Here is a 23,697-nt window from a genome sequence, read left to right on the forward strand (position 1 = left end):
AAACGCCAGCCACACGGCAACCGGGGAAACCCTGAAAAGCCAATCGTCAGCTTGTCAGCTTCCGAGCAGCCCGTTTTTCAGATCGCGGTCGACCGGGCTGTTGCCGATGAAGATGCTGAGCACGGCCTGGTAGAAGTCTTCGCCGGGGATGGCCTTTGTGCGTGCCACCCCGTTGATGCTGATGGTGGTGCCGGTATGGGGGGCGTAGTCGAAGTTGATGGTGTCGCCGCGCTTGGTGGAGCCGATCTGGCGCATCGCGTCTTCCAGCTGCGTCAGGCGGTCGGCCAGCTTCTGCACTTGAATTTCGGTCTGGTTGCGGTGGATGCCGTCGTTCAGCGCGTGGATGAACGTGTCGGCACCGACGTCGCGCAGCGGATGGATCTGCAGCCGCTTCGGCCCCTTCATGCCGAGGACGACTGCCGCGTTCTTGGCGCGCTCCGGCAGGTACAGGCCCGCCACATAGCCCTTGATGACGAACACCGAACGCAGGCCCGTGCCGTTGAGCAGCAGTTCGCGGCCGGCCACACGAGCGGCGTCGTCGAAGGGCACACCCTCGACGTTCACCGCTGCCCATGCCGTGCTCACACACGCAGCGCAGAACATCGCGCCCAGGACGCCACCGCGCCACGCGCGTGCCATCCGGGATGAGCGGGCACGGATACCAGCCTGCAATGCGCGACGGAGATCAACAAGAGCGGAAAACATCGAAGTGGACGGTTTAGGATTAAGCCGCCATTTTCCCGATATTTTATTTACAAACAATTAGTGTCTGCCCTGATGCGCAAGCGTTTGCGTACTAGGCGGTATAAGGCCCTGCTGGCGTCAGCATTAAGCGGCATTCATGGGTCTGTGCTAGACACGCATTGTTTTGTTTTTAAAACAAGCTGCAGGCTGCGTGAAAAAACAGATTAAGCGCGCGTCACAGTGTTGATGCGCTGGTGTGTTGCGCCACAGGGAGCGCTCACGTCATTGGGCGAGCGCCCATGCGACGTGTTCACGCACGAGTTCCGACGCGTCATCAGCGCGTGCACGCAGGGCGGCGGTCAGTTGCGTGCGCGCGGCATCTGGCAGCGGCCCGCGCAGCGCGTTGCCGATCGCCACGGCAATGTTGCGCAGCCAACGCTCGTGCCCGATGCGGCGGATCGGGCTGCCTTCGAGGCGCTGGTTGAACTCGGTGTCGGTCCAGTTGAACAGGCCAGCCAACGTGGCCGCGTCCAAGCCGTTGCGCACGTCGAAGTCGGGCAGGTTGGCCGGCACGGCAAATTTGTTCCATGGGCAGACGAGCTGGCAGTCGTCGCAGCCGTAGACGCGGTTGCCCATCGCCGGGCGCAATTCAACCGGGATGCTGCCCTTGTGCTCGATGGTCAGGTAAGAGATGCAGCGTCGCGCGTCCACCGTGTATGGCGCGACGATGGCCTGCGTGGGGCACACGTCGATGCAGCGCGTGCAGTTGCCGCAGTGGGGCTCCACGGGCGGGTCGACGGGAAAGGGCAGGTCGACGAGGATCTCTCCGAGAAAGAACATCGAGCCCGCATCGCGGTCGAGCAGCAGCGTGTGTTTGCCGCGCCAGCCGAGGCCGCCGTTGGTAGCCAGTGCGACTTCCAGGACCGGCGCTGAATCGGTGAATACGCGAAAGCCGTACGGCCCGACAGCGCCGGCAATCTTCTCTGCCAGCTTCTGCAGGCGCTGGCGCAGTACCTTGTGATAGTCGCGGCCGCGCGCGTAGAGCGAGATGGTGGCGTCTTCAGGGCGGCGCAGGCGGTCCCACTCGATGGTGCGCCAGTCGCTGCCGGGTGTTTGCGGATCGGTCAGATGTGGCAGATACGGCATCCGCGCGACGATGGCGCGTACCGTTCCGGCAACAAGTTCGGCCGGGCGTGCGCGGAGCATGCCATGGTTCGCCATATAATCCATGTCACCGTGAAACCCCTGCGCAAGCCATGTCTGGAGCCCTTCTTCAGCATGCGACAGGTCGACATCGGCGATGCGGACCGCATCGAAACCGAGTTCGGCACCCCAGGAGCGAATCTGCGCGACAAGCGCTTGCATGCCGGCCGCATCGGCTGGCAGGCGTGCATCGAGGTTCGTTTCGGGTGATGACGTGGGGGTGGCGGACATGCCCAAATTGTACGCAATGCCCACCGTGCTCCCTGCTGACGCGCCTTCTGGTCTGACCCCTCCGCTCGCTGAGCGCACGCTTTCGCTCACCGATGAAGCGGCCACGTCGGCCTTTGGCGCGGCACTCGCGCAGGCCGTGCTGGCATTGGGTCCGCGGCCCGTGCAGGTGCAGCTTTCCGGCGATCTGGGCGCGGGCAAGACGACGCTGTCGCGGGCCATCCTGCGCGGCCTCGGGCACACCGGACGCGTGCGCAGCCCCACCTATACGCTGGTCGAGCCGTACGACGTGGCCGGAACCACTGGCACGCAGAAGGTCTATCACTTCGACCTGTACCGCTTTGCCGATCCCGAAGAGTGGACCGATGCCGGGTTCCGTGACTGTTTTGCCGAACCCGCGTTGTGCCTGGTCGAATGGCCCGAGAAGGCGCAGGCGCTGCTCGGTACGCCCGACCTGCACATCGCTTTATCGGTCGACGTTGTGCACGAAACCTACGATGACGGCGTTGAGCATGCACCGCGCGCAGCCCGTCTGAGCGCACGCACGCAGACCGGCCTTCAACTTCTACAGTCGTTGCAACACCTGTTCCCATGCTGATCAAGCATCTGCCGACCGACCAACCGGATGATCCCAACCTGCCGAGCCAGGCCCGCCGCCAATGGCTCACGCGCATGGCGAAGGCCGGCGCGGGCACGGTCATCCTGAGCCTGGTGGGCCCGCAGATTGCACGCGGCGCCAACATCGTCGCGGTGCGCGTGTGGCCCGCCGAGGACTACACGCGCGTGACGATCGAATCCGACGTCGCGCTCAAGGCCACGCATCAGCTCATCAAGGATCCGGATCGTCTGATGGTCGACATCGACGGGCTCGACCTGAACCCGACCTTGCGCGAGTTGGTGGCCAAGATTGCGCCGAACGATCCGTACATCCGCCAGGTGCGCGTGGGCCAGAACCGGCCGAGCGTCGTGCGCCTGGTGTTCGACCTGAAGGAAAGCGTCAACCCGCAGGTGTTCACGTTGCTGCCGATTGCTGGCTATCGCAACCGGCTTGTGTTCGACCTGTACCCGACCAACCCGCCCGACCCGCTGATGCAGCTCGTGCAGGCCACCGAGGGCAAGCAGGAGCGCTTTGCCGCGTCAGGCGGTACGCCGATGCCGACGCCGTCGGATGACGATGACCCGATCGCCGCGCTGGCACGCCGCGACAGCGGCGCAAGCTCCACCAAGCCAGCGATCGAAGAGCCGCAAGCTCCGGCACTTGCCAGCCGCACACCGCCTCGCAAGACGCCGCCTTCGACGTCAATGAATCCTCCGTCGACGCTCGCCAACGCGCCGAACACGCCGCCGCTGGAGATCGTTCCCGAACAACCTGTGCCGCGCACGCCCTCAAACGGCCCGCGCATGCGCCGCCTGCTTACCGTCGCCATCGACCCCGGCCATGGCGGAGAAGATCCAGGCGCCACGGGCGGTGCCGGCACGCACGAGAAAGACGTGGTGCTATCGATCGCCCGCATGCTCAAGGCCAAGATCGACGCTCAGCCCAACATGCGCGCCATGATGACGCGCGATTCCGACTACTTCGTCCCGCTGGGCGTGCGCGTGCAGAAGGCGCGCCGCGTGCAGGCGGACCTGTTCGTCTCCATCCACGCCGATGCCTTTCTCTCACCGGAGGCGCGCGGGGCCTCGGTGTTCGTGTTGTCCGATCGCGGCGCTTCGAGCGCGCAGGCCAAGTGGCTTGCCAACAAGGAAAACGCGGCCGACATGATCGGCGGGGCGAATCTCGGCTCGAAAGACGCGCAGGTCACGCGCGTGCTGCTGGATCTGTCGACCACCGCGCAGATCACCGACAGCATGAAGGTCGGCAAGGCGGTGCTGGACCAGATTGGCGGCATCAATCGGCTGCACAAGGGGCAGGTCGAGCAGGCGGGCTTTGCGGTGCTCAAGGCGCCGGACATTCCGTCGATCCTGGTCGAGACGGCCTTCATCTCCAACCCGGAGGAAGAGGCCAAGCTCAACGACCTGGGTCACCAGAACCAGCTTGCCGACGCCATCCTGCGCGGCATTCGGGCGTACTTCGCCAAGAACCCGCCGCTGTCGCGCAACCCGGGCGTCTGAGGCATGACGACGCTCGTGTTGCGCGAAGGCAGTGCATCCGACGCCGGCACCATCGCCGACATTCATACGCGCAGCTGGCAAAGCGCGTACCGCGGGCTGGGCGTTTTGTCGGACGCGTATCTCGATAGCCGCGCAGCGACCGACATCCAGGCGAAATGGCGTGAACGCATGGCCGCAGCCGTGGCCGGACAGCAGGTGTGGTGTGCCGATCTGGACGGCCAGACCATCGGTTTTCTGTGCGCCCTGCGTGAAAACGGCACGCCCTTGGGTGCGTTCGTCGATAACCTGCATCTGCTGCCAGCCTCACGCGGCCATGGTGTCGGCAAGCGTCTGATGGGCGAAGCGGCGCGTTGGACCGCCGCTCAGGGCATCACGCAGTTGCATCTGCTGGTGTACGAGGCGAACACCGCTGCGATCGGCTTCTACAAAGCCCTGGGCGGTGTGTCGGTCAGCCGGGACTGGCTGGAGACGGCCGATGGCGGCCACGCTTGGGTGCGCACCTACCACTGGCCGGAAGCGGAATTCGCGGGCCTGACGCGCTTGCCTTGATCAAGCCGCGCGGCTTGCCGGGACGCCTGCGCTGGCCTCGGCGTGGGCAACGCGATCCGCATACCTGCGCGCCAGCGTCGAGCACACGATCAGCTGCAGCTGGTGATAAATCATCAGCGGCAGAACGATCAGGCCCAGCGCCGGGTTGCCGGCAAACAGGATCTTCGCCATCGGCACGCCGTTCGCCAAGCTCTTCTTCGAGCCGCAGAACACAGCGGTGATTTCGTCGGCCAGGCTGAAACCGGCGCGCCGCGACAGCCATGTCGTCGCACCGAGCACGACGAACAGCAGCGCGCCGCTCATGACAGCCACGGCCACGATGGTCTCCCACGGATACTTCGACCACACACCCGCGTGGGTCGAGTCGGCAAACGAGTTGAACACGATCAGCAGGATCACCGCGCGGTCGACCTTGTTGATGATCGCCTTGTGCTTGTTGATGAACCCGCCGATGACCGGGCGCAGCAACTGCCCCAGCACGAAGGGCAGCAGCAGTTGCTCGGCCACGCCCAGCAGCGCCTTGCCGACCGACAAGTCCGCGCCCGACGCCTGGATCACGAAGCTCATCAGCAGCGGCGTGGCGATCATGCCGATCAGCCCCGAGATGGTCGCGTTGAAGATGGCGGCCGGCACGTTGCCCTTGGCCATGGCCGTCATCGCCACTGACGACGACACCGTGGACGGCAGCGCGCACAGATAGAACACGCCCAGCAGCAGCTCAGCCGGAATGAACGGCTTGCAGACAAACAGGATGACCGCGCCGATCAGCGGAAACAGGATGAAGGTGCAGCTCTGCACGAACAGATGCAGACGCCAGTTGCGCGCGCCTTCGACGATCTTCTCGCGCGAGAGCGCCGCGCCGTGCAGGAAGAACACCAGCGACACGCCGACGATGGTGACGATGTCGAGCCGCAGCGGGCCGTCGCTCGCGCCAAGCGCCGGGAAGAAAAGGGCCAGGGCGACCATCACCAGCATGGCGCGAATGAACCCATCGATCTGGGACAACAGCGGAGATAACAGCGGGATCTTCATGTGCGTGCGCGGTCACCATTACGTAACGGCGCGGATTGGATGGCGGGATAGCCGCTATTGCACAACATCCCTATCTAGAATACAAATGCATTGATCGAATCAATTCATACGCCGTCAGCATGAATGTGACCTTGCGCCAGTTGCGCGTCTTTCTCGCGGTGGCACGCGCGCACAGCTTCAGCCGGGCGGGCGACACCATCGGCCTGACGCAGCCGGCCGTGAGCCGTTCGATCTCGGAGCTGGAAGGCGAACTGGGCCTGAAGTTGCTCGATCGCACCACCCGTGAAGTCGTGCTGACGGAAGTGGGGCGCTCGCTGGCGACGGCGCTCGATCGCCTCGTGGCCGATCTGGACGACACGTTGCAGCAGGCGCGCCAGGTCGGCGAGCAACGGCGCGGGCGCGTGGTGGTGGCGTCCAGCCCGACCGTGTCGACACGGCTGATGCCGGTGTATGTGGCCGAGTGCGCGGTGCGCTATCCAGACATCCGCATGATCGTGCGTGACTCCGTGCAGGTCGACACGCTGCAGTTGATCCGCACGGGCGGCGCCGATTTCGGTGTGGTGGTGGAGCCGCTCGATACCGAAGGCCTGTGGACCGAGCCGCTGCTGATTGATCCGTTCTGCCTGGTCTGTCGCAGGGATCACCCATTCGCGCAGCGCAGCAGCGTGCGGTGGAAAGACCTGCATCGCACAGCGGTCGTCCTGCTCGATCACGCCTCGGGCAGTCGCCCGCTGATCGACCGCATCTTCCTGCGCCACGGCGTTCACCCTGATGTTACGCAGGAGATGGGCCACAGCAGCGCGGTCTTCGGGATGGTGGAAGCGGGCATCGGTGCGGGTGTGGTGCCGTCGCTGTCGTTGCCGCTGCCATCCTCGTCGCCATTGGTGGCGGTGCCGCTGTCGCCCAAGGAGACGCGCGCCATTGTGCTGGCGCGGCGACACGACCGATCGCTTTCGCCGGCGGCCGAGGCAGCGTGGCAGATGATCCGCCGGATGGCGCTGCCAGCCGCCTGACGACCTGACCGCGCTTATTTCGGCTGCATGCGGATGGCGCCATCCAGGCGGATGGTCTCGCCATTGAGCATCGGGTTCTCGACGATCGCGCGCGCGAGCTGCGCATATTCCGCCGGCTTACCGAGGCGCGGCGGAAACGGCACCATCTTGCCCAGCGCGTCCTGCACTTCCGCCGGCATGCCAAGCAGCATCGGCGTCTCGAAAATGCCCGGTGCAATCGTCATCACCCGGATGCCGTCGCGCGACAGGTCACGCGCAATCGCCAGTGTCATCGCCACCACGCCGCCCTTGGACGCCGCGTAGGCCGCCTGGCCAATCTGCCCGTCAAATGCCGCCACCGATGCCGTGTTGATGATCACGCCACGCTCGCCGCCGGCATTGGGTGTGTTGCCCGCCATGGCCGTCGCTGCCAGGCGGATCATGTTGAACGTGCCGATCAGGTTGATGTTGATCACGCGTGCAAATTGGTCCAGCGGGTGCGGCCCCGTCTTGCCCACCGTGCGCGACGCCGTAGCGATACCCGCGCAGTTCACCAGCCCGCGCAGCGTGCCCAGCGACGTGGCGGCGTCCACCACCGCCTGCCCCTCGGCTTCCGACGTGACGTCGCAGCGCACGAAGCGGCCGCCCAGTTCTTGCGCCAGCGCGGTGCCGGCGGCCTCGTTCAGGTCTGCAATCACCACCTTGCCGCCCGCTTCGGCCAGCGTCCGTGCCGTACCTGCGCCCAGTCCCGACGCGCCGCCGGTCACGATGAATACCTGATCGCGAATCTCCATGCCGTGTCTCCTTGTGTGTTGTTTGCGAGTTACTTGACGTTTACGTTCGCGTCAAGTTCAGCGTCATATGTTAGCGCGAAGCGGCCGGCGAACGAGCAAAAAAAAGCGCCTCATGATCGAGGCGCCTTTTTTCGTGGCGGGTATTGCGGGGTGCGCTCAGTCCTGCAGCGCGCCGAATACGCGAGCCGTGATTTCATCGACGTTGCCCACGCCGCTGATCTTGCGGTACTTCGGCGGCGCAACCTTGGCGGCGCTGTTGCCGTTGGCGGCCCATTGCGAGTAATAGTCGACCAGCGGACGCGTCTGGTTCTCATACACGTCCAGGCGCTTGCGCACGGTCTCTTCCTTGTCGTCGTCGCGCTGGATCAGCGGTTCGCCGGTTTCGTCATCCACGCCTTCGGTCTTGGGCGGGTTGTACTTGACGTGGTACGTGCGGCCCGACGCCACGTGCACGCGGCGGCCGCTCATGCGCTCGATGATGGCGTCGAACGGCACGTCGATTTCCAGCACGTAGTCGATCGCCACAGCGGCGTCTTTCATGGCTTCCGCTTGCGGAATGGTGCGCGGAAAGCCGTCGAACAGGTAGCCGTTCTTGCAGTCGGGTTGTTGCAGGCGGTCTTTCACGAGGCCGATGATGATGTCATCCGACACCAGGCCGCCGGCATCCATCACCTTCTTTGCTTCGATACCCAGCGGGGTACCTGCCTTGACGGCCGCGCGCAGCATGTCGCCGGTGGAGATCTGCGGAATGCCGAACTTTTCGCAGATGAATTTGGCTTGCGTACCTTTGCCGGCGCCGGGCGCGCCCAACAGAATCAACCGCATGGTGACGAGTTCCTCAAGTTTTCAAATCCTGTCGCGCTGTCAGGCTCAGTGAAGCGCGTTGGGAATCGGTCCAAGAGGGCGGATTCCCAATACGCCTGGTGATCAAGCCATGGCGACGCAATCGACGCGAACAGGCAGCCTAGCGGGCGAAGTTGACGCCAGCCTTACCGGACTCTGGGGAATCAGGCGTCCGCCGGACGGCGGCACCCATGGCTCGATTTGTCTCCCTGTCGCCGCTGTAGCGCCTGCGTGGGCGCCGTCATGCGGCTTGTCGTCCTCGCGATTATGCCATGGCGAGGACGGGGTTTTGGCAGCCCCGCACGCAAAGTTCAGAGAAATGCGGGCTCAGGGGCCATCCTGAGCAAGAAGCTCGCCCCAGGCCGCGCGCACCCGTGCGAGGTCTTCGGGGGTGTCGACCCCGGCGGCGGGAGCGTCATCGGTGGTCAGCACGGCAATGCGTTCACCGTGCCACATGGCGCGCAGCTGTTCCAACTGCTCCGTCTGTTCGATGGGGGCGGCGGCCAATTGCGGGAAGCGGCGCAGGAATCCGGCGCGGTACGCGTAGATGCCGATATGGCGCAGCACGGGCATGGCCGGCAACGGGCGCTCCACAACGGACCGCGCCATGACGGCGGGCGTCCAGGCATCGCGCGCCCAGGGCAGCGGTGCGCGCGAGAACAACAGTGCGCGTTCGGCAGCGTCGAGCACGACCTTGACAACATTCGGGTTGAACACGTCGGCCGGGTCGTGGATCGGATGCGCCGCGGTGGCGATGGCGCAGTCGGGATGGTCGCGCAGATGCGCGGCCACGTTGTCGATCAGCGTCGGTGCGATCAGCGGCTCGTCGCCTTGCACGTTGACGACGATGGCGTCATCGGGCAAACCCAGCACGGAGGCCACTTCGGCCAGGCGGTCGGTGCCCGAGGCGTGGTCGGCGCGCGTGAGCACGGCTTCCACGTGATGCTGCATGCAGGCATCGGCGACCGACGCTGCATCGGTGGCGACCACCACGCGTGCGGCGGACGACTGATGCGCGCGTTCAGCCACGCGCACCACCATCGGCTTGCCGTCGATGTCGGCCAGCGGTTTGTTGGGCAGACGCGTGGACGCCAGCCGCGCGGGAATGACAGCGATGAACGGCGCGTGCGACATGGCGGCGACCTTCGTATCAGGCCGGATCGACCGGCGTGCCTTCCACGGTCTGGCGCGCTTCGTCAGCCAGCATGACGGGGATGCCATCGCGGATCGGGTAGGCCAGCTTGTCGACGTGGCAAATGAGTTCGTTGTTGGCGCGGTCGTGTTGCAGCGTGCCCTTGCACAACGGGCAGACGAGGATTTCCAGCAGGCGATTGTCCATGGCGGTAGAGGCTCCGTGGCGGCCGCGCTCAAGGCGGAGGGCGGCGCGCCGGTACAGCGGAAGGGTGGCGTTATTGTGCGCTTGCCTTGAGCGTTGCGCGATCGGCCAGGGCGCGCACGCGCTGGCAGACCTGTTCGACCAGCGCGGCGTCGACCACCGGTGTGGTCGGCACCACCCAGATGCGCGGGTCGTCGAGATGGCCGCATTTTACGGCATCCTTTTCGGTGATCAGGATGACCTCGGCGTGGCTGTCGGTGAACGGGTTGTCAGCGAAATCGTAGTGATCGGGCAGCTGCAGGGTGCTCGGCTTGAGGCCGGCGGCGCGCAGCGAAGCGAAGAAGCGCTCCGGGTTGCCGATGCCGGCCGCGGCCAGCAATTGCGCGCCTTCAATGCGGGCGAACTGGGTCAGCGGGCGGCGCAGCGCGGGGTCGGCCAGGTTGTAGGCGTCCTGCAGCTCGAGGTGCATGCCGAACACGTCCGGGCGGTCCGGTGTGGCGCGGTAGTTCGGATCGTTGATGAGCGTGGCGTCACGGCGGCGCGTCATCGGTTCGCGCAGCGGGCCGGCGGGCAGCAGGAAGCCGTTGCCCCCCATGCGCGTGTCGAACACGATGATTTCGATATCGCGGCGCAGGCGGTAGTGCTGCAGGCCGTCGTCGCAGACGATCACGTTGCAGCCCGGGTGCGAGGCCAGCAGCGTCTGCGCGCACAGCACGCGGTCGGGGAAGACCCACACCGGCAGATCGGTGGCGCGGGCGATCAGCAGCGGTTCATCGCCGACGTCTTCTGCGCGGGAGTGTTCTCGCACAGGGCGGGGATGCTTCAGTTGCGCACCGTAGCCGCGCGAGACGATGCCCGGGCGCAGGCCGGCTTCAGCCAGCGCCGAGGCCAGCGCAATCACGGCGGGCGTCTTGCCGGCGCCGCCCACGGTGACATTGCCGATCACCACCACCGGCATCGGTAGCCGCACCGAGCGCAGCACGCCAAGGCGGAACAGCAGCCGGCGCAGCGCGCTTACCCCACCAAACAGCCACGACAGCGGCCACATCACCCACGCAAACCAGCCGCGTTGCTGCCATTGGCGGGTGACGAAGCTGGCGAGACGGTGCTGGGCGACGGGCATGCGTGATGGTGGTTGAGAAGCGATCTCTTAACGGGCGTTGCCGGTTTGCGTGGCGAAGGTCAGGTGCGAAAGACCGGCCACTCGCGCGGCTTCCATGACATTGACCACCGCTTGGTGCGCGGCTTGCGCATCGGCGTTGACGATGACGATGGGCTCGGGGCCGCCGGCCTTGCCTGCGGCATTGCGCAGTGCATCGGCCAGGCTGGTGACATCTCGGGTGTCGAGCACCTGCTTGTCGACAGAGTAGACGCCGTTGGCGGTGACGGACACGACGATCTGGCCCGGACGCTCGGTGGCTTTCTCAGCCTCGGCGGTGGGCAGGTTGACCTTCAGTTCGGTGTAGCGGGAATACGTGGTCGTGATCATCAGGAAGATGAGGATCACGAGCAGCACGTCGATCAGCGGGATCAGGTTGATCTCCGGCTCTTCGCGGGCACGGCGCGGGCGGAAGCGCATGGCTGTTTCCAGTAAGGCGTGGCCCGGATCAGCCGCGCCGCGGCGGCAGGATCGCGTCGAGGTACGTGGTGGACAGATGCTCCAGCTCGACCACGTAGTTGTCCACCACGCCACGGAAGTAGCGCCAGAAGATCAGCGTCGGGATGGCCACCACGAGGCCCAGCGCCGTGTTGTACAGCGCGACCGAGATACCGTGCGCCAGCGCCTGCGGGTTCGTGCCCGCGGCCGTCTGGCTGCCGAAGATCTCGATCATGCCGACGACCGTGCCGAACAGGCCCATCAGCGGCGCCACCGAGGCAATCGTGCCGAGCGCGTTCAGATAGCGCTCCAGGCGGTGGGCAACGTTCTGGCCGGCTTCTTCCACCACTTCCTTGGCGGCATCGCGCGAGGTGTTCGGATTCAGCACCACGTGGCGCAGCGCAGCAGCCAGCAGGCGGCCCAGCGGCGAGCCCTGTTCCAGCGTGTTCACCACTTCCGGTGTGGCGCGGCGCTGATGCGCGACGGCCAGCGCCTCGTCATAGACCTTGGGCGGAATGATCTTCTTGCGTTGCAGGGCGACGAAGCGTTCGATGATGAGCGCGAGTGCGAGCACCGAGGCGATCAACAGCGGCCAGATCGGCCAGCCGGCGGCTTGAATGATGGAAAACACTGGACAACCCGTTTTGTCGTTGTGGAAGGAGTGTGATTCTGATGGTGTGCTCGTGCCGTCCGCGTCCCCGAACGCTGTCCGTTGCGGCAAAAACAGGCAGCACTCTAGCGCGTCGGACCTGCCTCGGCAACACGATGGCGCAGCATCGCGACATGCGCGGGCGACGGTCAACGCGCTGTCACGAAAGAGACTGGCCGCGCAATCCACAGGCAGGCGGGACAGTCTTGTGGACGGGTTGTGGACATTGCCCGAACAAGCAAACTAAGTGCTTGATACGAAAGGGTGTTCGGGGTCTTGCTTAAAAAATATGCAACCGGCGTTTTCGCGGGCCATCCATGAAAAAGCGCGCGCTGGCCCGGCAAAACGGCGGGTAATCCACACCGCTGCGGGACAGTCTTGTGGATGGGTTGTGGACATTGCCTCAACAAGCACGCTAAGTGCTTGATCTGAAAGGAAGTCCGACGGCCTGCTTAAAAATGAAGCAACCGAGGGTTCTGGCCTCGATCTGGTGGAAAACGAGGGTGCGCCTCGAAAAACCGTGAGGAAATCCACACCGACACGGGACAGTCTTGTGGACGGGTTGTGGACATTGCCCGGACAAGCACCTTAAGTGACTGATTCAAAACGGTGTTCGGTGTTGCGCTTAAAAATTGAGCAGCGAAGTTTCCCGCGAAAAACTGTGGAGACACACCTCGGACGTGTGAGAATCGACGGCCGATTTATCCACTGCCCAGGCGTCACACCACGGTTTTCCAGCGATGCTGTGGATAACTTTGTGAACATCCTTGGGGCGCTCGCGCTAAATGCTTGACGCAGAACGAAATTACTTGCGTTGCTGAAATTTTGACATGGGCGGATTTTTCATAAAAATCAAGGGGTTGCGCCAAAATGCAGAGAGCGCGTCACCTGACCTCTGTCAAGCTTGACAAGCACGTTATGCTGTGGACAGGTAGCCCACTCCGCGTGAGTTGCCTCCCCTATTCAAGGTAGATGTCGCCCCGAAGCCTCATCGTTTTGCGCTCCTCGCACCACTTATGACCCCGCCGCCGTCTTCCCGCCGACCGTTTTGGATGGATGCCTCCGCGCCTGCGGCCCCATCCGCCCCCGACACATCGGCCGCCGCTGCCGCCCCGGCTGCACCGAATCGGGGCTCGCAGGATGTGCTGACCGTCAGCGACGTCAATCGCCGCATTGCGGGGCTGCTCGAACGCAACTTTCCGCTGGGCTGGGTGCGCGGCGAGATTTCCAACTTCACGCGCGCGGCCAGCGGCCATTGGTATTTTTCGCTCAAGGACACAGGCGCGCAGATCCGCTGCGTGATGTTTAAGGGCCGCAACCAGTACGCCGATTTCACCCCGCGCGAAGGCGAGGCCGTCGAAGTGCGGGCGCTGGTCACGTTGTACGAAGCGCGTGGCGAACTGCAATTGAGCGTCGAAGCGATTCGCCGGGCCGGCCTGGGCAATCTATACGAGGCCTTTCTGCGGCTGAAGGCCGCGCTGGAGGCGCAAGGCCTGTTCGATGCCGACCGCAAGCGGCCACTGCCACGGCATCCGCGCGCGATTGGCGTGGTGACGTCGCTGCAGGCGGCGGCCTTGCACGACGTGCTGACCACGCTGCGCCGGCGTGCGCCGCATGTGCCGGTGGTGGTGTATCCCGTGCCGGTGCAGGGTGCCGGGGCGTCGGAGCGCATCGCCGCCATGCTGGAACGGGTCAATGCCCGGGCAGAGGTCGACGTGGTCATCCTGTGCCGGGGCGGCGGCAGCATTGAAGACCTCTGGGCCTTCAACGAAGAACCGGTCGCGCGCGCGGTGGCTGCATCGCAAATTCCCATCGTAGCGGGCGTCGGGCACGAGACGGATGTGACCATCGTCGACTTTGTTGCCGACGTGCGCGCGCCCACGCCCACCGCCGCGGCTGAACTGGTCAGCCCGGACCGTGCACGCATGCTGCGCGATGTGGGGCGTGACTGGGATGCGCTGTCTGCCCAGTTCCGCCGGCAGCTCGATCGCCGCGCGCAGACCGTCGATTGGCTCGCGCGCCGCCTGCGCAGCCCGCAGGCGCAGATGCGCGAACGCCGCACCCAACTCGCCCATCTGGAGGGCCGTCTGCGCTTTGCCCTGACCGGCCGCGTGCAGCGCGCGGAACATCTCCAGCGTCTGCTGACGATGCGCCTGTCCGCGGCGCGCCCCGACGCCACGCGAGAGCGCACGCGCCTTAAGCAAGCCGAAGCGACGCTGGCACGCGTCATGCGAGACACGCTGTCTCGCGCCCACGAACGCCTGGCGCGTCAGCACACCGGCCTGGAACTGCTGGCGCCGCAGCGCACCCTGGAGCGCGGTTATGCGGTGCTGCTTGATGCCAAGGGCCATGCCATCCGCGATCCGAACGCATTGCATGCCCGGGCGCGCATCGAGGCGCGGCTGGCGCAAGGCACGGCCGACATCGAAATCGCCCGCGTGCAACCGAAGCTCGAACTGTGACCAGCGCATGACCTTATAGCGGCAATGATCGCGATTCCGCACGCGTTTAGCGGGTATTCCGACTATTTAGCCTGCGGTTTGCGCCGGTTTTGCAAGTCTCCTACAATCGTCGCTCCCAACCTGTACAACCCACAGAAGGCAAGAACAATGGAACACACGCTCCCCCCGCTGCCGTACGCCCAAGACGCTCTGGCGCCGCACATCTCCAAGGAAACGCTGGAGTTCCACTACGGCAAGCACCACCAGACCTACGTCACGAACCTGAACAACCTGATCAAGGGCACCGAGTTCGAGAACCTGAGCCTGGAAGACATCGTCAAGAAGTCCTCGGGCGGTGTGTTCAACAACGCCGCACAGGTCTGGAACCACACGTTCTACTGGAACGGCCTGAAGCCGCAAGGCGGCGGCGCTCCGACCGGCGCGCTGGCTGACGCCATCAACGCCAAGTGGGGCAGCTTCGACAAGTTCAAGGAAGAGTTCACCAAGACGGCCATCGGCACGTTCGGTTCGGGCTGGGCCTGGCTGGTGAAGAAGGCCGACGGCTCGCTGGATCTGGTGTCGACCTCCAATGCCGCCACGCCGCTGACGACCGACGCCAAGCCGCTGCTGACCTGCGACGTGTGGGAACACGCTTACTACATCGACTACCGCAACGCCCGTCCGAAGTACGTCGAGGCGTTCTGGAACCTGGTCAACTGGGACTTCGTTGCCAAGAACTTCGCCTAAGGCGACTCGCTCCGGCGATTCAGAAAAAACCTCCGCACCAGCGGAGGTTTTTTTATGCCCGCACGCTGCCCAGCATGTCGTGCAGCTCGTGGCTCATCATCGCCAGAAAGACGACCAGGCCGATGTAATACACGGTGTAGGTCAGGCGAGATTCGTTCGAGATGCTGTAGTACGCGCGGTTTTCCGGCGCATGTGGGTCGTAGCGCCACGCCTTCATCAACTGCGGCACGGCCAGCACCGCAATCACGATCAGGATCGGACTCGGCCGCCAGACGAACAGCGCCACCAGCACCGGCACGCCCAGAAACCAGATGCGCGGCGACAGCACCGCCGTAATCCGTCCGCCGTCAAACGGTGAGAGCGGGATCAGGTTGAACAGGTTGAGGAAGCAGCCCGCGTACGCCAGCGCCAGCAGCAGCTGGCTGTCGGTGTAGCGCGCGAGCCCGTAGCAGAGCATCGCGCCGACCGTGCCGGCGACGGGGCCGGCCAGGCCGATATGGGCCTCGGTTTCCACATCCATCGGCTGCTCTTTCAGGTCGATCCACGCGCCCACGAAGGGGATGAAGGTGGGCGCTCCCACGGCAAGCCCGCGTTGGCGTGCCGCCATGAAATGGCCCATCTCGTGGATGAACAGCAGCACCACGAAACCTACCGCATAGCGCCAGCCGAACACGAAGGCATAGGCCGCCACCGACAGCAGCATCGTGCCGCCGGTGGTCAGCAGCTTGCCGAACTTCAGCCCTGAAAACAGCAGGATCAGCAGCTTGGCCACGGCTTATGCGCTCGGCTTGCGCTTGAAGAACTTGGCGATGGCGGCGCCAAAGCCTGCCACCGCCAGGATCGCCACCTTGGCGAACTTCGCCAGGAACGCGGCGACCACCGCGAACAGGCCCAGCTTTTTGGCGGCGATGCCACCGACCAGCGCGGCCAGGCCGTACTCGGCCACCTTGTCGGTCTTCGCGTTGAAATCGGTGTAGCGCTTGCCGTCTTTGAAATCGAGATCGGCGAGCAGCTTTTGCACGGCGGGTTTGTCGGCGTCGACGTGGTTGCGGCCGGTGATCAGGTTCAGGCTGATGTAGCCGTCGCGGCCCAGTGCATAGGTGTTGTAGTTGACCGCGCCGGGGTCATCAGCGGGCTGGCCCTTGGAGCGTGCAGCCATCGACCAGATCAGGCGGTGCGTGGCGGCGTCATAGTGCGGACGCTCGACCCAGCCCTGGATTTCCAGTGCGGGGATGCCGCGCTTCTCACGCTCTTCGTTGGCGGCAGCGGTGCCTTCCTTGAGCGATTTGTACAGGTCGTCGACGTTCCAGTCGCGGGCGTCGTCGTCCTTGATGTAGCCCGATGCCTCGTACTTGGCGACGACCATCCATTCGTCATCATCGCTGGTGGGCATGACGAGGCCGAGCATGTCGGGGTTGTTGCTGTTGCCCATGGCGTGCATGAGCTGCCCCGCGGCCGGCTGTGGAATGAAGACCTCGTCCTTGCCGATCTTGAGCGTGGCCTGGTCACGCAGTTCGATCGACGTGGGGCCGACCTTCGCAGCGGCCTTGGCGGCGGCCCAGGCTTGCTTCATTTCCTGTTGCCGATCGCTGGCCTGCTGTGCGTGGGCAGCCGTAGCGCCCGCCAAGCTGGTTGCGCCCAGCACCGCTGCGCAGGCGAGCGCGCCCGCGCAGGCGCGCAATGCGCCCTGAAACCCCTTTCCCATGGACTTCTCCCGAAGATGTTCTTGTGTGTTGATTGGCTCGATTCTTCTGACGCTTGGGCAGCCGCATCAGCGGTTCGCAAGCTGGGCCGAAGCATAGCGGGCGCAGGGAGCAGGGCTGTTAATGGGCGTTAATGAAGCCGTGTGGATTACGGTTGAAGGCCCATCTGCCGCAGCAGCGTCTGGTTGTCTTCCAGGTGCCAGTTTTCGGCGATCTTGCCGTCGGCGATGCGGTACAGGTCGAAAGCCTGGAAGTCGATCGGCTGGTTCTGCCCGTGCGTGCGGCCGAACTCGCCGGTGAAGTGTCCGCGAAAGCGCAGGTGAACCGAGACGCGGTCGCCGGCGACGACCATGTCTTCGATCTCCACGCGCATGTCCGGCACGGCCGTGCGGAACGCCTTGGACGCATCGAGTGGGCCTTGCGTGCCCTGCACGCGCCCGGCGGGCAGTGTGCGGTCGACAAACGCAGGCGACAGCGCTTCCGTGGCATAGCGCGCATCGCCGGTATGCCAGAAGGTGGCGTAGCGGCGCGCAGCGAGCACGGCAGCCGCGGCCTGCGGCGTGTCCGCTGCGGCGACGTGGTCCGGGCGGATGAGGTCTGCATCGGACGTTGGCGCAGCTGCAGCCGGGGCGATGGCGAGCGCCATCGGCAGCGCGAGCGCGGCGGCGGCAAGCAGGGCGGGGCGGATGAACATGGTGAAACTCCGTTGGGGTGGCAATGCGCTGCACTGTAGATTTCCAATCGCAGACGATAAAGGGCCTGTGAGTCGATCTGGTTTCAATCCGGATTTGATGATCGATCGCCACGCCGCTCCTCGCCGCGAACGCAATCCGGCGCACGTGATAGTCGGTATCGCGCGCCCAGCTGCGTTCAAATGGTCCGCGCCGCGCCAGGTTTTTCTAGACTGGCCTCTCATTGAACAGACACATAAAAACAAGGGAGGGGACGGTGGATCTGAGCCATATCCTGTCGCGCACGGAGCGCGGCACGCAGGAGCTGCAAACGCGCAGCGGGCACGTCACGCATCGGCAGCGGGCGATCCTGCTGCTGGTCAATGGCGAGCGCTGCGCGGCGGACATCCTGGCGCAGTTGAGCAGCGCCGGCCCCGATATCGAAGACCGCGCCGAAGACCTCGCGCGCCTGATTGCCGACGGCCATGTCGCAAGCCGCGCGCCCATCAAGACCGCGCCCCAGCCGCCCAAGCCGGTGCCGGCTGCGCCGCGCCACGTGCGGCAGGCCTCGATTGCGGACTGGCGCCTGAGCCAGGCCGGCGCCTTCTCGGCTTTGCAGCGCTATCTCGCCGAAGGTCCGGACGCGCCCATCGACTTTCTCAACGGCCTGGCCGCACCGCTGTACGCCGCGCTGACGACCTGCCGCAGCGAGGCATCGGCCCACGCCGTCGTCGCGTTTCTGGAAGCGCGATTGGACGAAGGCGCCGGAAATGTGACCGATGCGTCCTAGGTGTAAATACCGAATTCGCAATGTATTCCCGTCCAATGGGAATGTTGAATTGATGAATTGAGAAAATCGTCGCATTCTCCGTCGCAACATCACTCGACGGAGTTTCGCGATGACCGAGCCGGGCTTGGCCCCTTCGCCAGCACAATCCGCTGCCGCCACGAGCGGATCGGACCGCGTGCTGATGGTGCTCGCCACCATCGCGCGCCACGGTCGCCCGGTTGCCGCGCGCGAGCTGGTCGAACTGACCGGCCTGCCGCAGAGCACGTTGTACCGCCAGGTGGCGATGCTCAAGCGCTGGGGCTTTGTGCTGGAATCGGCCGGCACCTATGCCCCGGGCCCGATCAGCCTGCAGCTCGCACTCGGTTTCGACCACGCCTCGCACCTCGTGCAGGAAGCGCGCATCGGCATGGCCAAGCTGGTGGCCGAGTCGGGCGAATCCGTGGGATTGGTCGTGGCCGTCAAGGATCAGGCCGTCTGCCTGGAAATGGTCGAGAGCCAGCAGTCGCTGCGCTGCTCGTTCGAAAAAGGGCGTGGCGTGCCGCTGCTGGCCGGCGCCTCTGCCAAGTCGTTGCTCGCCTTCATGCCGCCCGCAGCGGCGCGCGCCATCCTCGCCGATCTGCTGGCTATCGATGCCGACACTCAGGCGCAACTGCAAGCTGAACTCTCCGACATTCGCGCCGCGGGCTACGCGCTGTCCGAAGGCGAGGTCGACCCCGGCGTCTGGGGCGTGAGCGTGCCGGTGTTCCGGCTGCCCGGCCACGCGCTCGGCTCCATTACGTTGATGGCGCCCGCAACGCGCGTGCGCGGCAAGGAGCACCGCCTGATTGATATGACCGTTGCAGCGGCTGCGTCCATTTCTGCGCGATTGCAGGACCTCTGAATTTTCGATTTTTCCGGTTCTTTTTTTCTCACCCCACATGCATCACACAAGGAGACCACTCATGGGGAATCGTCGTCACTTCATGCATTCGATGCTGGCTTGTGCCGTGGCGTTGTCCGCTGCGGCGTCTTTCGCAACCGCTGCGCACGCTGCTGGGGAGCCGCTGCGCGTCGCCACCGACGCGACGTTCGCGCCGATGGAGTTTGTCGAAAACGGCAAGCGCACCGGCTTTGATGTGGACCTGATCGACGCGCTGGCCCGCACCATGGGCCGTCCGGTCGAGTGGACCGACATCGACTTCAAGGGACTCGTGCCGGGTCTGATCTCGCGCCGCTTCGACGTGGCCATCTCGGGCATCTACATCACGGAAGAGCGCAAGAAGGTGGTCGACTTCACCGTGCCGTACTACCACGGCGGCCTGGTCGCGCTGGTCAAGCAAGGCAACACGGCCATCAAGACGCCGGCTGACCTGAATGGTAAGAAGGTGAGCGTGCAGGTGGGTACCAAGTCGGTCAACTACCTGCGCGAGAACTACCCGAAGGTCGAGCGCGTGGAAGTCGAGAAGAACAACGAGATGTTCAACCTCGTTGAGATCGGCCGCGCCGATGCCGCAGTTACGGGCCGCCCCGCTGCCGCGTACTACGTGAAGGCACGCCCTGGTCTGCGTCTGGTTGAGCCGGCGCTCACCACCGAGGAATACGGCATCGCCGTGCGCCGTGATCAGCCTGAACTGACCAAGGCGCTGAACGCCGCGCTGGAGAAGATCAAGGCCGACGGCACGTACGACCAGATCGTCAAGAAGTGGTTTGGCGCCGCCGCCAAGTAACGACAGACGGACACGCTGATGGAACTGGATTTTTCCCCCGTCTGGGCCGGCTGGCACGACATCCTGCGCGGTGCGCTCGTCACCGTTGAGGTGACGGCCGCGGCGCTGGTGCTCGGCTGCGTGCTGGGCCTCCTGATCGGCATCGGGCGGTTGAACCCGCGCCGCCGATTCATCTACGGCATCTGCACGGTGTACGTGACGTTCATCCGCGGCACGCCGCTGCTGGTGCAGCTCTTCCTGCTGTTCTTCGGGCTGCCGCAGTTCGACATTCTGCTGCCGGCGTTTGTGTGCGGCGTGCTGGGGCTGGGCGTGTATTCGGGCGCGTATGTGTCGGAAATCGTGCGCGGCGCGATCCAGTCGGTGGATCGCGGGCAGATGGAGGCGGCACGCTCGATCGGCATGTCGTCGGCGCAGTCGATGCGCGCAATCATCCTGCCGCAGGCCGTGGTGCGGATGATTCCGCCGCTGGGCAACGAGTTCATCGCACTGATCAAGAACTCGGCGCTGGTGTCGCTGCTGACGATCCATGACCTGATGCACGAAGGGCAGAAGATCATCAGCGTGTCGTATCGCTCGCTGGAGGTGTACCTGGCGATTGCGCTGGTGTATCTGGTGCTGACGAGTGCCGCCAGCTATCTGCTGCACCGTCTTGAGCGCAACATCCGTGCGGGAGGCATGGTGCAATGAACATGACGAATGCGAACCTGCAAACGCTCAAATCGGCGCTGGATGTTCCCATGATCCAGATCCGCGGGCTCACCAAATCGTATGGCGATCACACCGTGCTCAAGGGCATCGACTTTGATGTCGACGCCTCGCAGGTGGTGGTCGTCATCGGCCCCAGCGGCTCGGGCAAGAGCACGTTCCTGCGCTGCTGCAACGGGCTCGAAACAGCCGAAGGCGGCACCATCGACATCTGCGGCAATCGCCTGATCGACAACGGCAAGCTGCTGCCCGACGGCGAGTTGAATCAGCTGCGCCAGCAGGTCGGCATGGTGTTCCAGTCGTTCAACCTGTTCCCGCATCTTTCAGTGCTGCACAACGTCACCGTTGGCCCGCGCATGCTGAGCGGCAAGTCGAAGCACGAAGCAGAGACGGAAGCGCGCGAGCTGCTGCAGAAAGTGGGCCTGGCGCACAAGGCCGACGCGATGCCAGCAAGTCTGTCGGGCGGACAGAAGCAGCGCGTGGCCATTGCCCGTGCGCTGGCGATGCGGCCCAAGGTGATGCTGTTCGACGAGCCGACCTCCGCGCTTGATCCGGAACTCGTTGGCGAAGTACTGCAAGTGATGAAGCTGCTCGCCAAGGAAGGCATGACGATGCTGGTCGTCACGCACGAGATGGGTTTCGCGCGCGAAGTGGCCGATGTGGTCGTGGTGATGGACGGCGGCGGCATCGTCGAAGCCGGGCCGCCGTCGGTCATCTTCGGCGAGCCCAAGGAAGCGCGCACGCGTTCGTTCCTGCAAGCGGTGCTGACACGCGCATGACGATGACTGAAGCTGCAACGTTCGATGCTTCCATCTGGCAGGGGCGTGACGACACCGGTGAACGCGGTGACGTGACGCGCCTGTTCCAGGTCGTGCAATCGGCTGATGCGACGACATTGTCCGGCACGCCCGCGTTGCTGGGTTTTGCGTGCGATGCCGGCGTGGTGCGCAACCACGGCCGCGCCGGTGCTGCGCAGGGCCCGCGCGAAATCCGCCGTGCCTTGGCCAACGTGCCCGCGCATGGCCTCTCGGTGCTTGCCGACGCGGGTGATGTCACGTGTGACGATGGCGATCTGGAACGCGCGCAAGCTGCGCTTGGCAATAGCGTGTGCGCGCTGCTGGATGCCGGTGCGCGGCCGGTGGTGCTCGGCGGCGGCCACGAGGTGGCGTTCGGCACGTACCAGGGCCTGCGCCAGCATTGGCAGAAGCAAGGCTGGCGCGGGCGTCTTGCGGTCGTCAATTTCGATGCGCATTTCGACCTGCGCACGAGCCGGCCCGGCAACTCCGGCACGCCGTTCGACCAGATCGCCGAAGACTGTGCTGCGCACGGTATCGACCTGACGTATTGCTGCCTCGGTGTCAGCCGTCTGTCGAACACGCCCGCGCTGTTCGACCGCGCCGACGCACTGCACGCGCACTACGTTGAAGACACCGACGTGCAGGAGCGGCACCTCGATGCGCGCATGGCGGATCTCGATGCATGGCTGGCTGATGCCGATCACGTCTACCTGACCATCGACATGGATGTGCTGGCCGCCGCCGTGGCGCCCGGCGTGTCCGCGCCTGCGGCCTACGGCATCACGCTGCCGGTGCTCGAAGCCCTGGTGCAGCATGTTTGCGTCACCGGCAAGGTGCGCGTGGCCGACATCGCCGAAACCAACCCCGAATACGACCAGGATCGCCGCACCGTGCGTGTGGCGGCGCGTCTGGCGTATCACTTGTTGCGCCGTTCATGAAACTGATTCCTGCAGATGCAATGCGCCGCATGCCGTGGAAGAACGGCGGCGGTGTGACGACCGAAATCGCCATCGCGCCGGCTGGCGCCACGCTCGACAATTTCGACTGGCGCGTCAGCACGGCGCAGGTGGATGCGGCCGGGCCGTTCTCGCGTTTTGCCGGCATGGACCGTTCGCTGGCGGTGATTGCGGGCGGCCGGCTGACGATGCATCGCGCCGATGCCGAGGCGGTGACGCTGGCGCCCGGCGAAGCGCCCGCACGCTTTCCCGGTGAGGCCGATGTGCATGCCACGCTGGATGCGCCGCTGTCGGATTTCAACGTGATGACGCGGCGCGACGCCTGGGCGCATCACGCCGAGGCCATCGCGCTGGCGGCCGGTGAGCGTCGTTCACTGCCGCGCTTGCATGCGGGCATGCAATGGCTGGTGTATTGCGTGCACGGCGTGTTGTCGATCGGCGCTGAGGATATCCCGCAGGGCGCCGCGGCCTGGCTCGATGCAGAGGGCGATGCCGACACGGTTGTCGCGCGTGTCGGCTCGGTCGGTTACTTGGTGGCCCTGTGGCCGGTCGGCTGATGTTGCGCCAGATCAAACACGCCAAAAGAAAAGGGACCCCGTAGGGTCCCTTGCAAGTCTCCCGGCCAGGCACGCATGCCGGGCTCGGCAGAAGACTCTTACTTCTTCTTGTTCACGGCGTCCTTGAAACCCTTGCCAGCCGTGAACTTCACGGTCTTGGTTGCCGGGATCTTGATGGCTTCGCCGGTGCGCGGGTTGCGGCCGGTGCGTGCTGCACGCTTGCCCGACGAGAACGAACCGAAGCCAACCAGCGTGATGGTGCCGCCCTTGGCGACGGTCTTCTTGATGTTTTCCAGCGCGGAGTTCAGCGCGCGCTCGGCGGCGGCGTTGCTCAGTTCAGCGTCTTTCGCAATGGCGGCTACGAGTTCGGATTTGGTCGTCATGTCAGTTCCCCACTTCAGGTTTGTTGGACAGCGTTGTACTGCGACCCGTTTTATATCACCGTTGCGAAGGGTTGCACATCCCCTAACTGCAAGGGTTTGCGGGCCGTTGCTTGCAGCCGACACTTGCCCCGTATGGGTTTGCGGGCGGGCATCCGGGAAACACCTGATATCGACACGGTTTGTTTGCATTTCCGCCAGCGTTCTTCACGTGACGAACGC

General features: G+C 64.8%; 27 protein-coding genes. 13 read left to right on the forward strand and 14 right to left on the reverse strand.

Translation table 11 applies throughout. The annotated features are described in order from the left end of the window. Positions 1–54 precede the first annotated feature (54 nt). Positions 55–705: a chalcone isomerase family protein gene (locus N511_RS0118645; RefSeq protein WP_027680662.1), complete on the reverse strand. Its 651-nt coding sequence runs from the start codon at positions 703–705 to the stop codon at positions 55–57. Positions 706–966: 261 nt separating this feature from the next. Next, a complete protein-coding gene (gene queG / locus N511_RS0118650; RefSeq protein WP_027680663.1) occupies positions 967–2,118 on the reverse strand; it encodes a tRNA epoxyqueuosine(34) reductase QueG in 1,152 nt (383 codons plus the stop codon). Positions 2,119–2,134: 16 nt separating this feature from the next. Between queG and tsaE the strand changes: the two genes are divergently transcribed. From tsaE to N511_RS0118665, 3 genes are read left to right on the forward strand one after another with little or no spacing between them, the layout of a single operon-like run. Then, positions 2,135–2,713: a tRNA (adenosine(37)-N6)-threonylcarbamoyltransferase complex ATPase subunit type 1 TsaE gene (tsaE, locus tag N511_RS0118655; protein ID WP_027680664.1), complete on the forward strand. Its 579-nt coding sequence runs from the start codon at positions 2,135–2,137 to the stop codon at positions 2,711–2,713. Further along, positions 2,707–4,230: an N-acetylmuramoyl-L-alanine amidase gene (locus N511_RS0118660; RefSeq protein ID WP_027680665.1), complete on the forward strand. Its 1,524-nt coding sequence runs from the start codon at positions 2,707–2,709 to the stop codon at positions 4,228–4,230. The genes tsaE and N511_RS0118660 overlap by 7 nt, the downstream gene beginning before the upstream one ends. 3 nt (positions 4,231–4,233) lie before the next feature. Next, positions 4,234–4,779 (forward strand): GNAT family N-acetyltransferase, encoded by a 546-nt coding sequence (locus tag N511_RS0118665; protein ID WP_027680666.1) that lies wholly within the window; start codon positions 4,234–4,236, stop codon positions 4,777–4,779. Here the strand turns inward: N511_RS0118665 and N511_RS0118670 are convergent, their stop codons facing one another. Beyond that, on the reverse strand, positions 4,780–5,811 hold the full coding sequence (locus N511_RS0118670; RefSeq protein ID WP_027680667.1) for a bile acid:sodium symporter family protein: 1,032 nt from the start codon (positions 5,809–5,811) through the stop codon (positions 4,780–4,782). A gap of 119 nt (positions 5,812–5,930) precedes the next feature. Between N511_RS0118670 and N511_RS0118675 the strand changes: the two genes are divergently transcribed. Beyond that, positions 5,931–6,824, forward strand: a complete 894-nt coding sequence (locus N511_RS0118675; RefSeq protein ID WP_027680668.1) for a LysR family transcriptional regulator — start codon at positions 5,931–5,933, stop codon at positions 6,822–6,824. A gap of 14 nt (positions 6,825–6,838) precedes the next feature. Here N511_RS0118675 and N511_RS0118680 read toward each other — a convergent pair whose 3' ends face one another. From N511_RS0118680 to N511_RS0118710, 7 genes are all read right to left on the reverse strand, one after another. Beyond that, the gene (locus N511_RS0118680) at positions 6,839–7,597 is read right to left on the reverse strand and encodes a 3-hydroxyacyl-CoA dehydrogenase (protein ID WP_027680669.1); all 759 of its coding nucleotides are present in this window, start codon (positions 7,595–7,597) and stop codon (positions 6,839–6,841) included. A gap of 156 nt (positions 7,598–7,753) precedes the next feature. After that, positions 7,754–8,422 carry an adenylate kinase gene (adk, locus tag N511_RS0118685; RefSeq protein WP_027680670.1) on the reverse strand — a complete coding sequence of 223 codons (669 nt, stop codon included), beginning with the start codon at positions 8,420–8,422 and terminating at the stop codon, positions 7,754–7,756. A 345-nt stretch (positions 8,423–8,767) separates the two neighbouring features. Further along, complete coding sequence (kdsB, locus tag N511_RS0118690) at positions 8,768–9,574, reverse strand: 3-deoxy-manno-octulosonate cytidylyltransferase (RefSeq protein WP_027680671.1); 807 nt, start codon at positions 9,572–9,574, stop codon at positions 8,768–8,770. A 16-nt stretch (positions 9,575–9,590) separates the two neighbouring features. Continuing rightward, positions 9,591–9,779: a Trm112 family protein gene (locus tag N511_RS0118695; RefSeq protein WP_004631803.1), complete on the reverse strand. Its 189-nt coding sequence runs from the start codon at positions 9,777–9,779 to the stop codon at positions 9,591–9,593. Between the two features lie 70 nt (positions 9,780–9,849). Next, complete coding sequence (gene lpxK / locus N511_RS0118700) at positions 9,850–10,899, reverse strand: tetraacyldisaccharide 4'-kinase (RefSeq protein WP_027680672.1); 1,050 nt, start codon at positions 10,897–10,899, stop codon at positions 9,850–9,852. A gap of 27 nt (positions 10,900–10,926) precedes the next feature. Beyond that, positions 10,927–11,355, reverse strand: a complete 429-nt coding sequence (locus N511_RS0118705; protein ID WP_004631807.1) for an ExbD/TolR family protein — start codon at positions 11,353–11,355, stop codon at positions 10,927–10,929. A 28-nt stretch (positions 11,356–11,383) separates the two neighbouring features. Then, positions 11,384–12,004, reverse strand: coding sequence for a MotA/TolQ/ExbB proton channel family protein (locus N511_RS0118710; RefSeq protein ID WP_027680673.1), 621 nt, complete (start codon positions 12,002–12,004; stop codon positions 11,384–11,386). 1,070 nt (positions 12,005–13,074) lie between these two features. Here N511_RS0118710 and xseA point away from each other — a divergent pair. Further along, positions 13,075–14,484, forward strand: a complete 1,410-nt coding sequence (xseA, locus tag N511_RS0118715) for an exodeoxyribonuclease VII large subunit (RefSeq protein WP_027680674.1) — start codon at positions 13,075–13,077, stop codon at positions 14,482–14,484. Positions 14,485–14,631: 147 nt separating this feature from the next. Beyond that, positions 14,632–15,210 (forward strand): superoxide dismutase [Fe], encoded by a 579-nt coding sequence (sodB, locus tag N511_RS0118720; RefSeq protein WP_009241368.1) that lies wholly within the window; start codon positions 14,632–14,634, stop codon positions 15,208–15,210. Positions 15,211–15,262: 52 nt separating this feature from the next. Here sodB and N511_RS0118725 read toward each other — a convergent pair whose 3' ends face one another. The 3 genes from N511_RS0118725 to N511_RS0118735 form a co-directional block, all read right to left on the reverse strand. After that, on the reverse strand, positions 15,263–15,982 hold the full coding sequence (locus N511_RS0118725; protein WP_027680675.1) for a site-2 protease family protein: 720 nt from the start codon (positions 15,980–15,982) through the stop codon (positions 15,263–15,265). A 3-nt stretch (positions 15,983–15,985) separates the two neighbouring features. Next, positions 15,986–16,915, reverse strand: a complete 930-nt coding sequence (locus N511_RS0118730; RefSeq protein WP_027680676.1) for a DUF2167 domain-containing protein — start codon at positions 16,913–16,915, stop codon at positions 15,986–15,988. 146 nt (positions 16,916–17,061) lie between these two features. After that, on the reverse strand, positions 17,062–17,607 hold the full coding sequence (locus N511_RS0118735; protein ID WP_027680677.1) for an ester cyclase: 546 nt from the start codon (positions 17,605–17,607) through the stop codon (positions 17,062–17,064). 254 nt (positions 17,608–17,861) lie between these two features. Between N511_RS0118735 and N511_RS0118740 the strand changes: the two genes are divergently transcribed. The 7 genes from N511_RS0118740 to N511_RS0118770 all read left to right on the forward strand — a co-directional run bounded on the left by N511_RS0118740 (position 17,862) and on the right by N511_RS0118770 (position 23,095). Next, positions 17,862–18,374 (forward strand): hypothetical protein, encoded by a 513-nt coding sequence (locus N511_RS0118740; RefSeq protein WP_027680678.1) that lies wholly within the window; start codon positions 17,862–17,864, stop codon positions 18,372–18,374. Positions 18,375–18,483: 109 nt separating this feature from the next. After that, positions 18,484–19,254, forward strand: coding sequence for an IclR family transcriptional regulator (locus N511_RS0118745; RefSeq protein WP_027680679.1), 771 nt, complete (start codon positions 18,484–18,486; stop codon positions 19,252–19,254). Between the two features lie 61 nt (positions 19,255–19,315). Further along, the gene (locus N511_RS0118750; RefSeq protein ID WP_027680680.1) at positions 19,316–20,080 is read left to right on the forward strand and encodes a glutamine ABC transporter substrate-binding protein; all 765 of its coding nucleotides are present in this window, start codon (positions 19,316–19,318) and stop codon (positions 20,078–20,080) included. An 18-nt stretch (positions 20,081–20,098) separates the two neighbouring features. Then, a complete protein-coding gene (locus N511_RS0118755) occupies positions 20,099–20,767 on the forward strand; it encodes an amino acid ABC transporter permease (protein WP_012762742.1) in 669 nt (222 codons plus the stop codon). Continuing rightward, positions 20,764–21,564 (forward strand): amino acid ABC transporter ATP-binding protein, encoded by an 801-nt coding sequence (locus tag N511_RS0118760; RefSeq protein ID WP_037027147.1) that lies wholly within the window; start codon positions 20,764–20,766, stop codon positions 21,562–21,564. Before N511_RS0118755 ends, N511_RS0118760 begins: the two co-directional genes overlap by 4 nt. Next, on the forward strand, positions 21,561–22,520 hold the full coding sequence (gene hutG / locus N511_RS0118765; protein ID WP_027680682.1) for a formimidoylglutamase: 960 nt from the start codon (positions 21,561–21,563) through the stop codon (positions 22,518–22,520). The genes N511_RS0118760 and hutG overlap by 4 nt, the downstream gene beginning before the upstream one ends. Further along, positions 22,517–23,095, forward strand: coding sequence for a HutD/Ves family protein (locus N511_RS0118770; RefSeq protein WP_027680683.1), 579 nt, complete (start codon positions 22,517–22,519; stop codon positions 23,093–23,095). The genes hutG and N511_RS0118770 overlap by 4 nt, the downstream gene beginning before the upstream one ends. A gap of 98 nt (positions 23,096–23,193) precedes the next feature. Here N511_RS0118770 and N511_RS0118775 read toward each other — a convergent pair whose 3' ends face one another. Beyond that, positions 23,194–23,478 carry an HU family DNA-binding protein gene (locus tag N511_RS0118775; RefSeq protein WP_003272088.1) on the reverse strand — a complete coding sequence of 95 codons (285 nt, stop codon included), beginning with the start codon at positions 23,476–23,478 and terminating at the stop codon, positions 23,194–23,196. Between the last annotated feature and the right edge of the window lie 219 nt (positions 23,479–23,697).

The sequence above is a fragment of the Ralstonia sp. UNC404CL21Col genome, from assembly GCF_000620465.1.
Taxonomy (GTDB): Bacteria; Pseudomonadota; Gammaproteobacteria; order Burkholderiales; family Burkholderiaceae; genus Ralstonia; species Ralstonia flatus.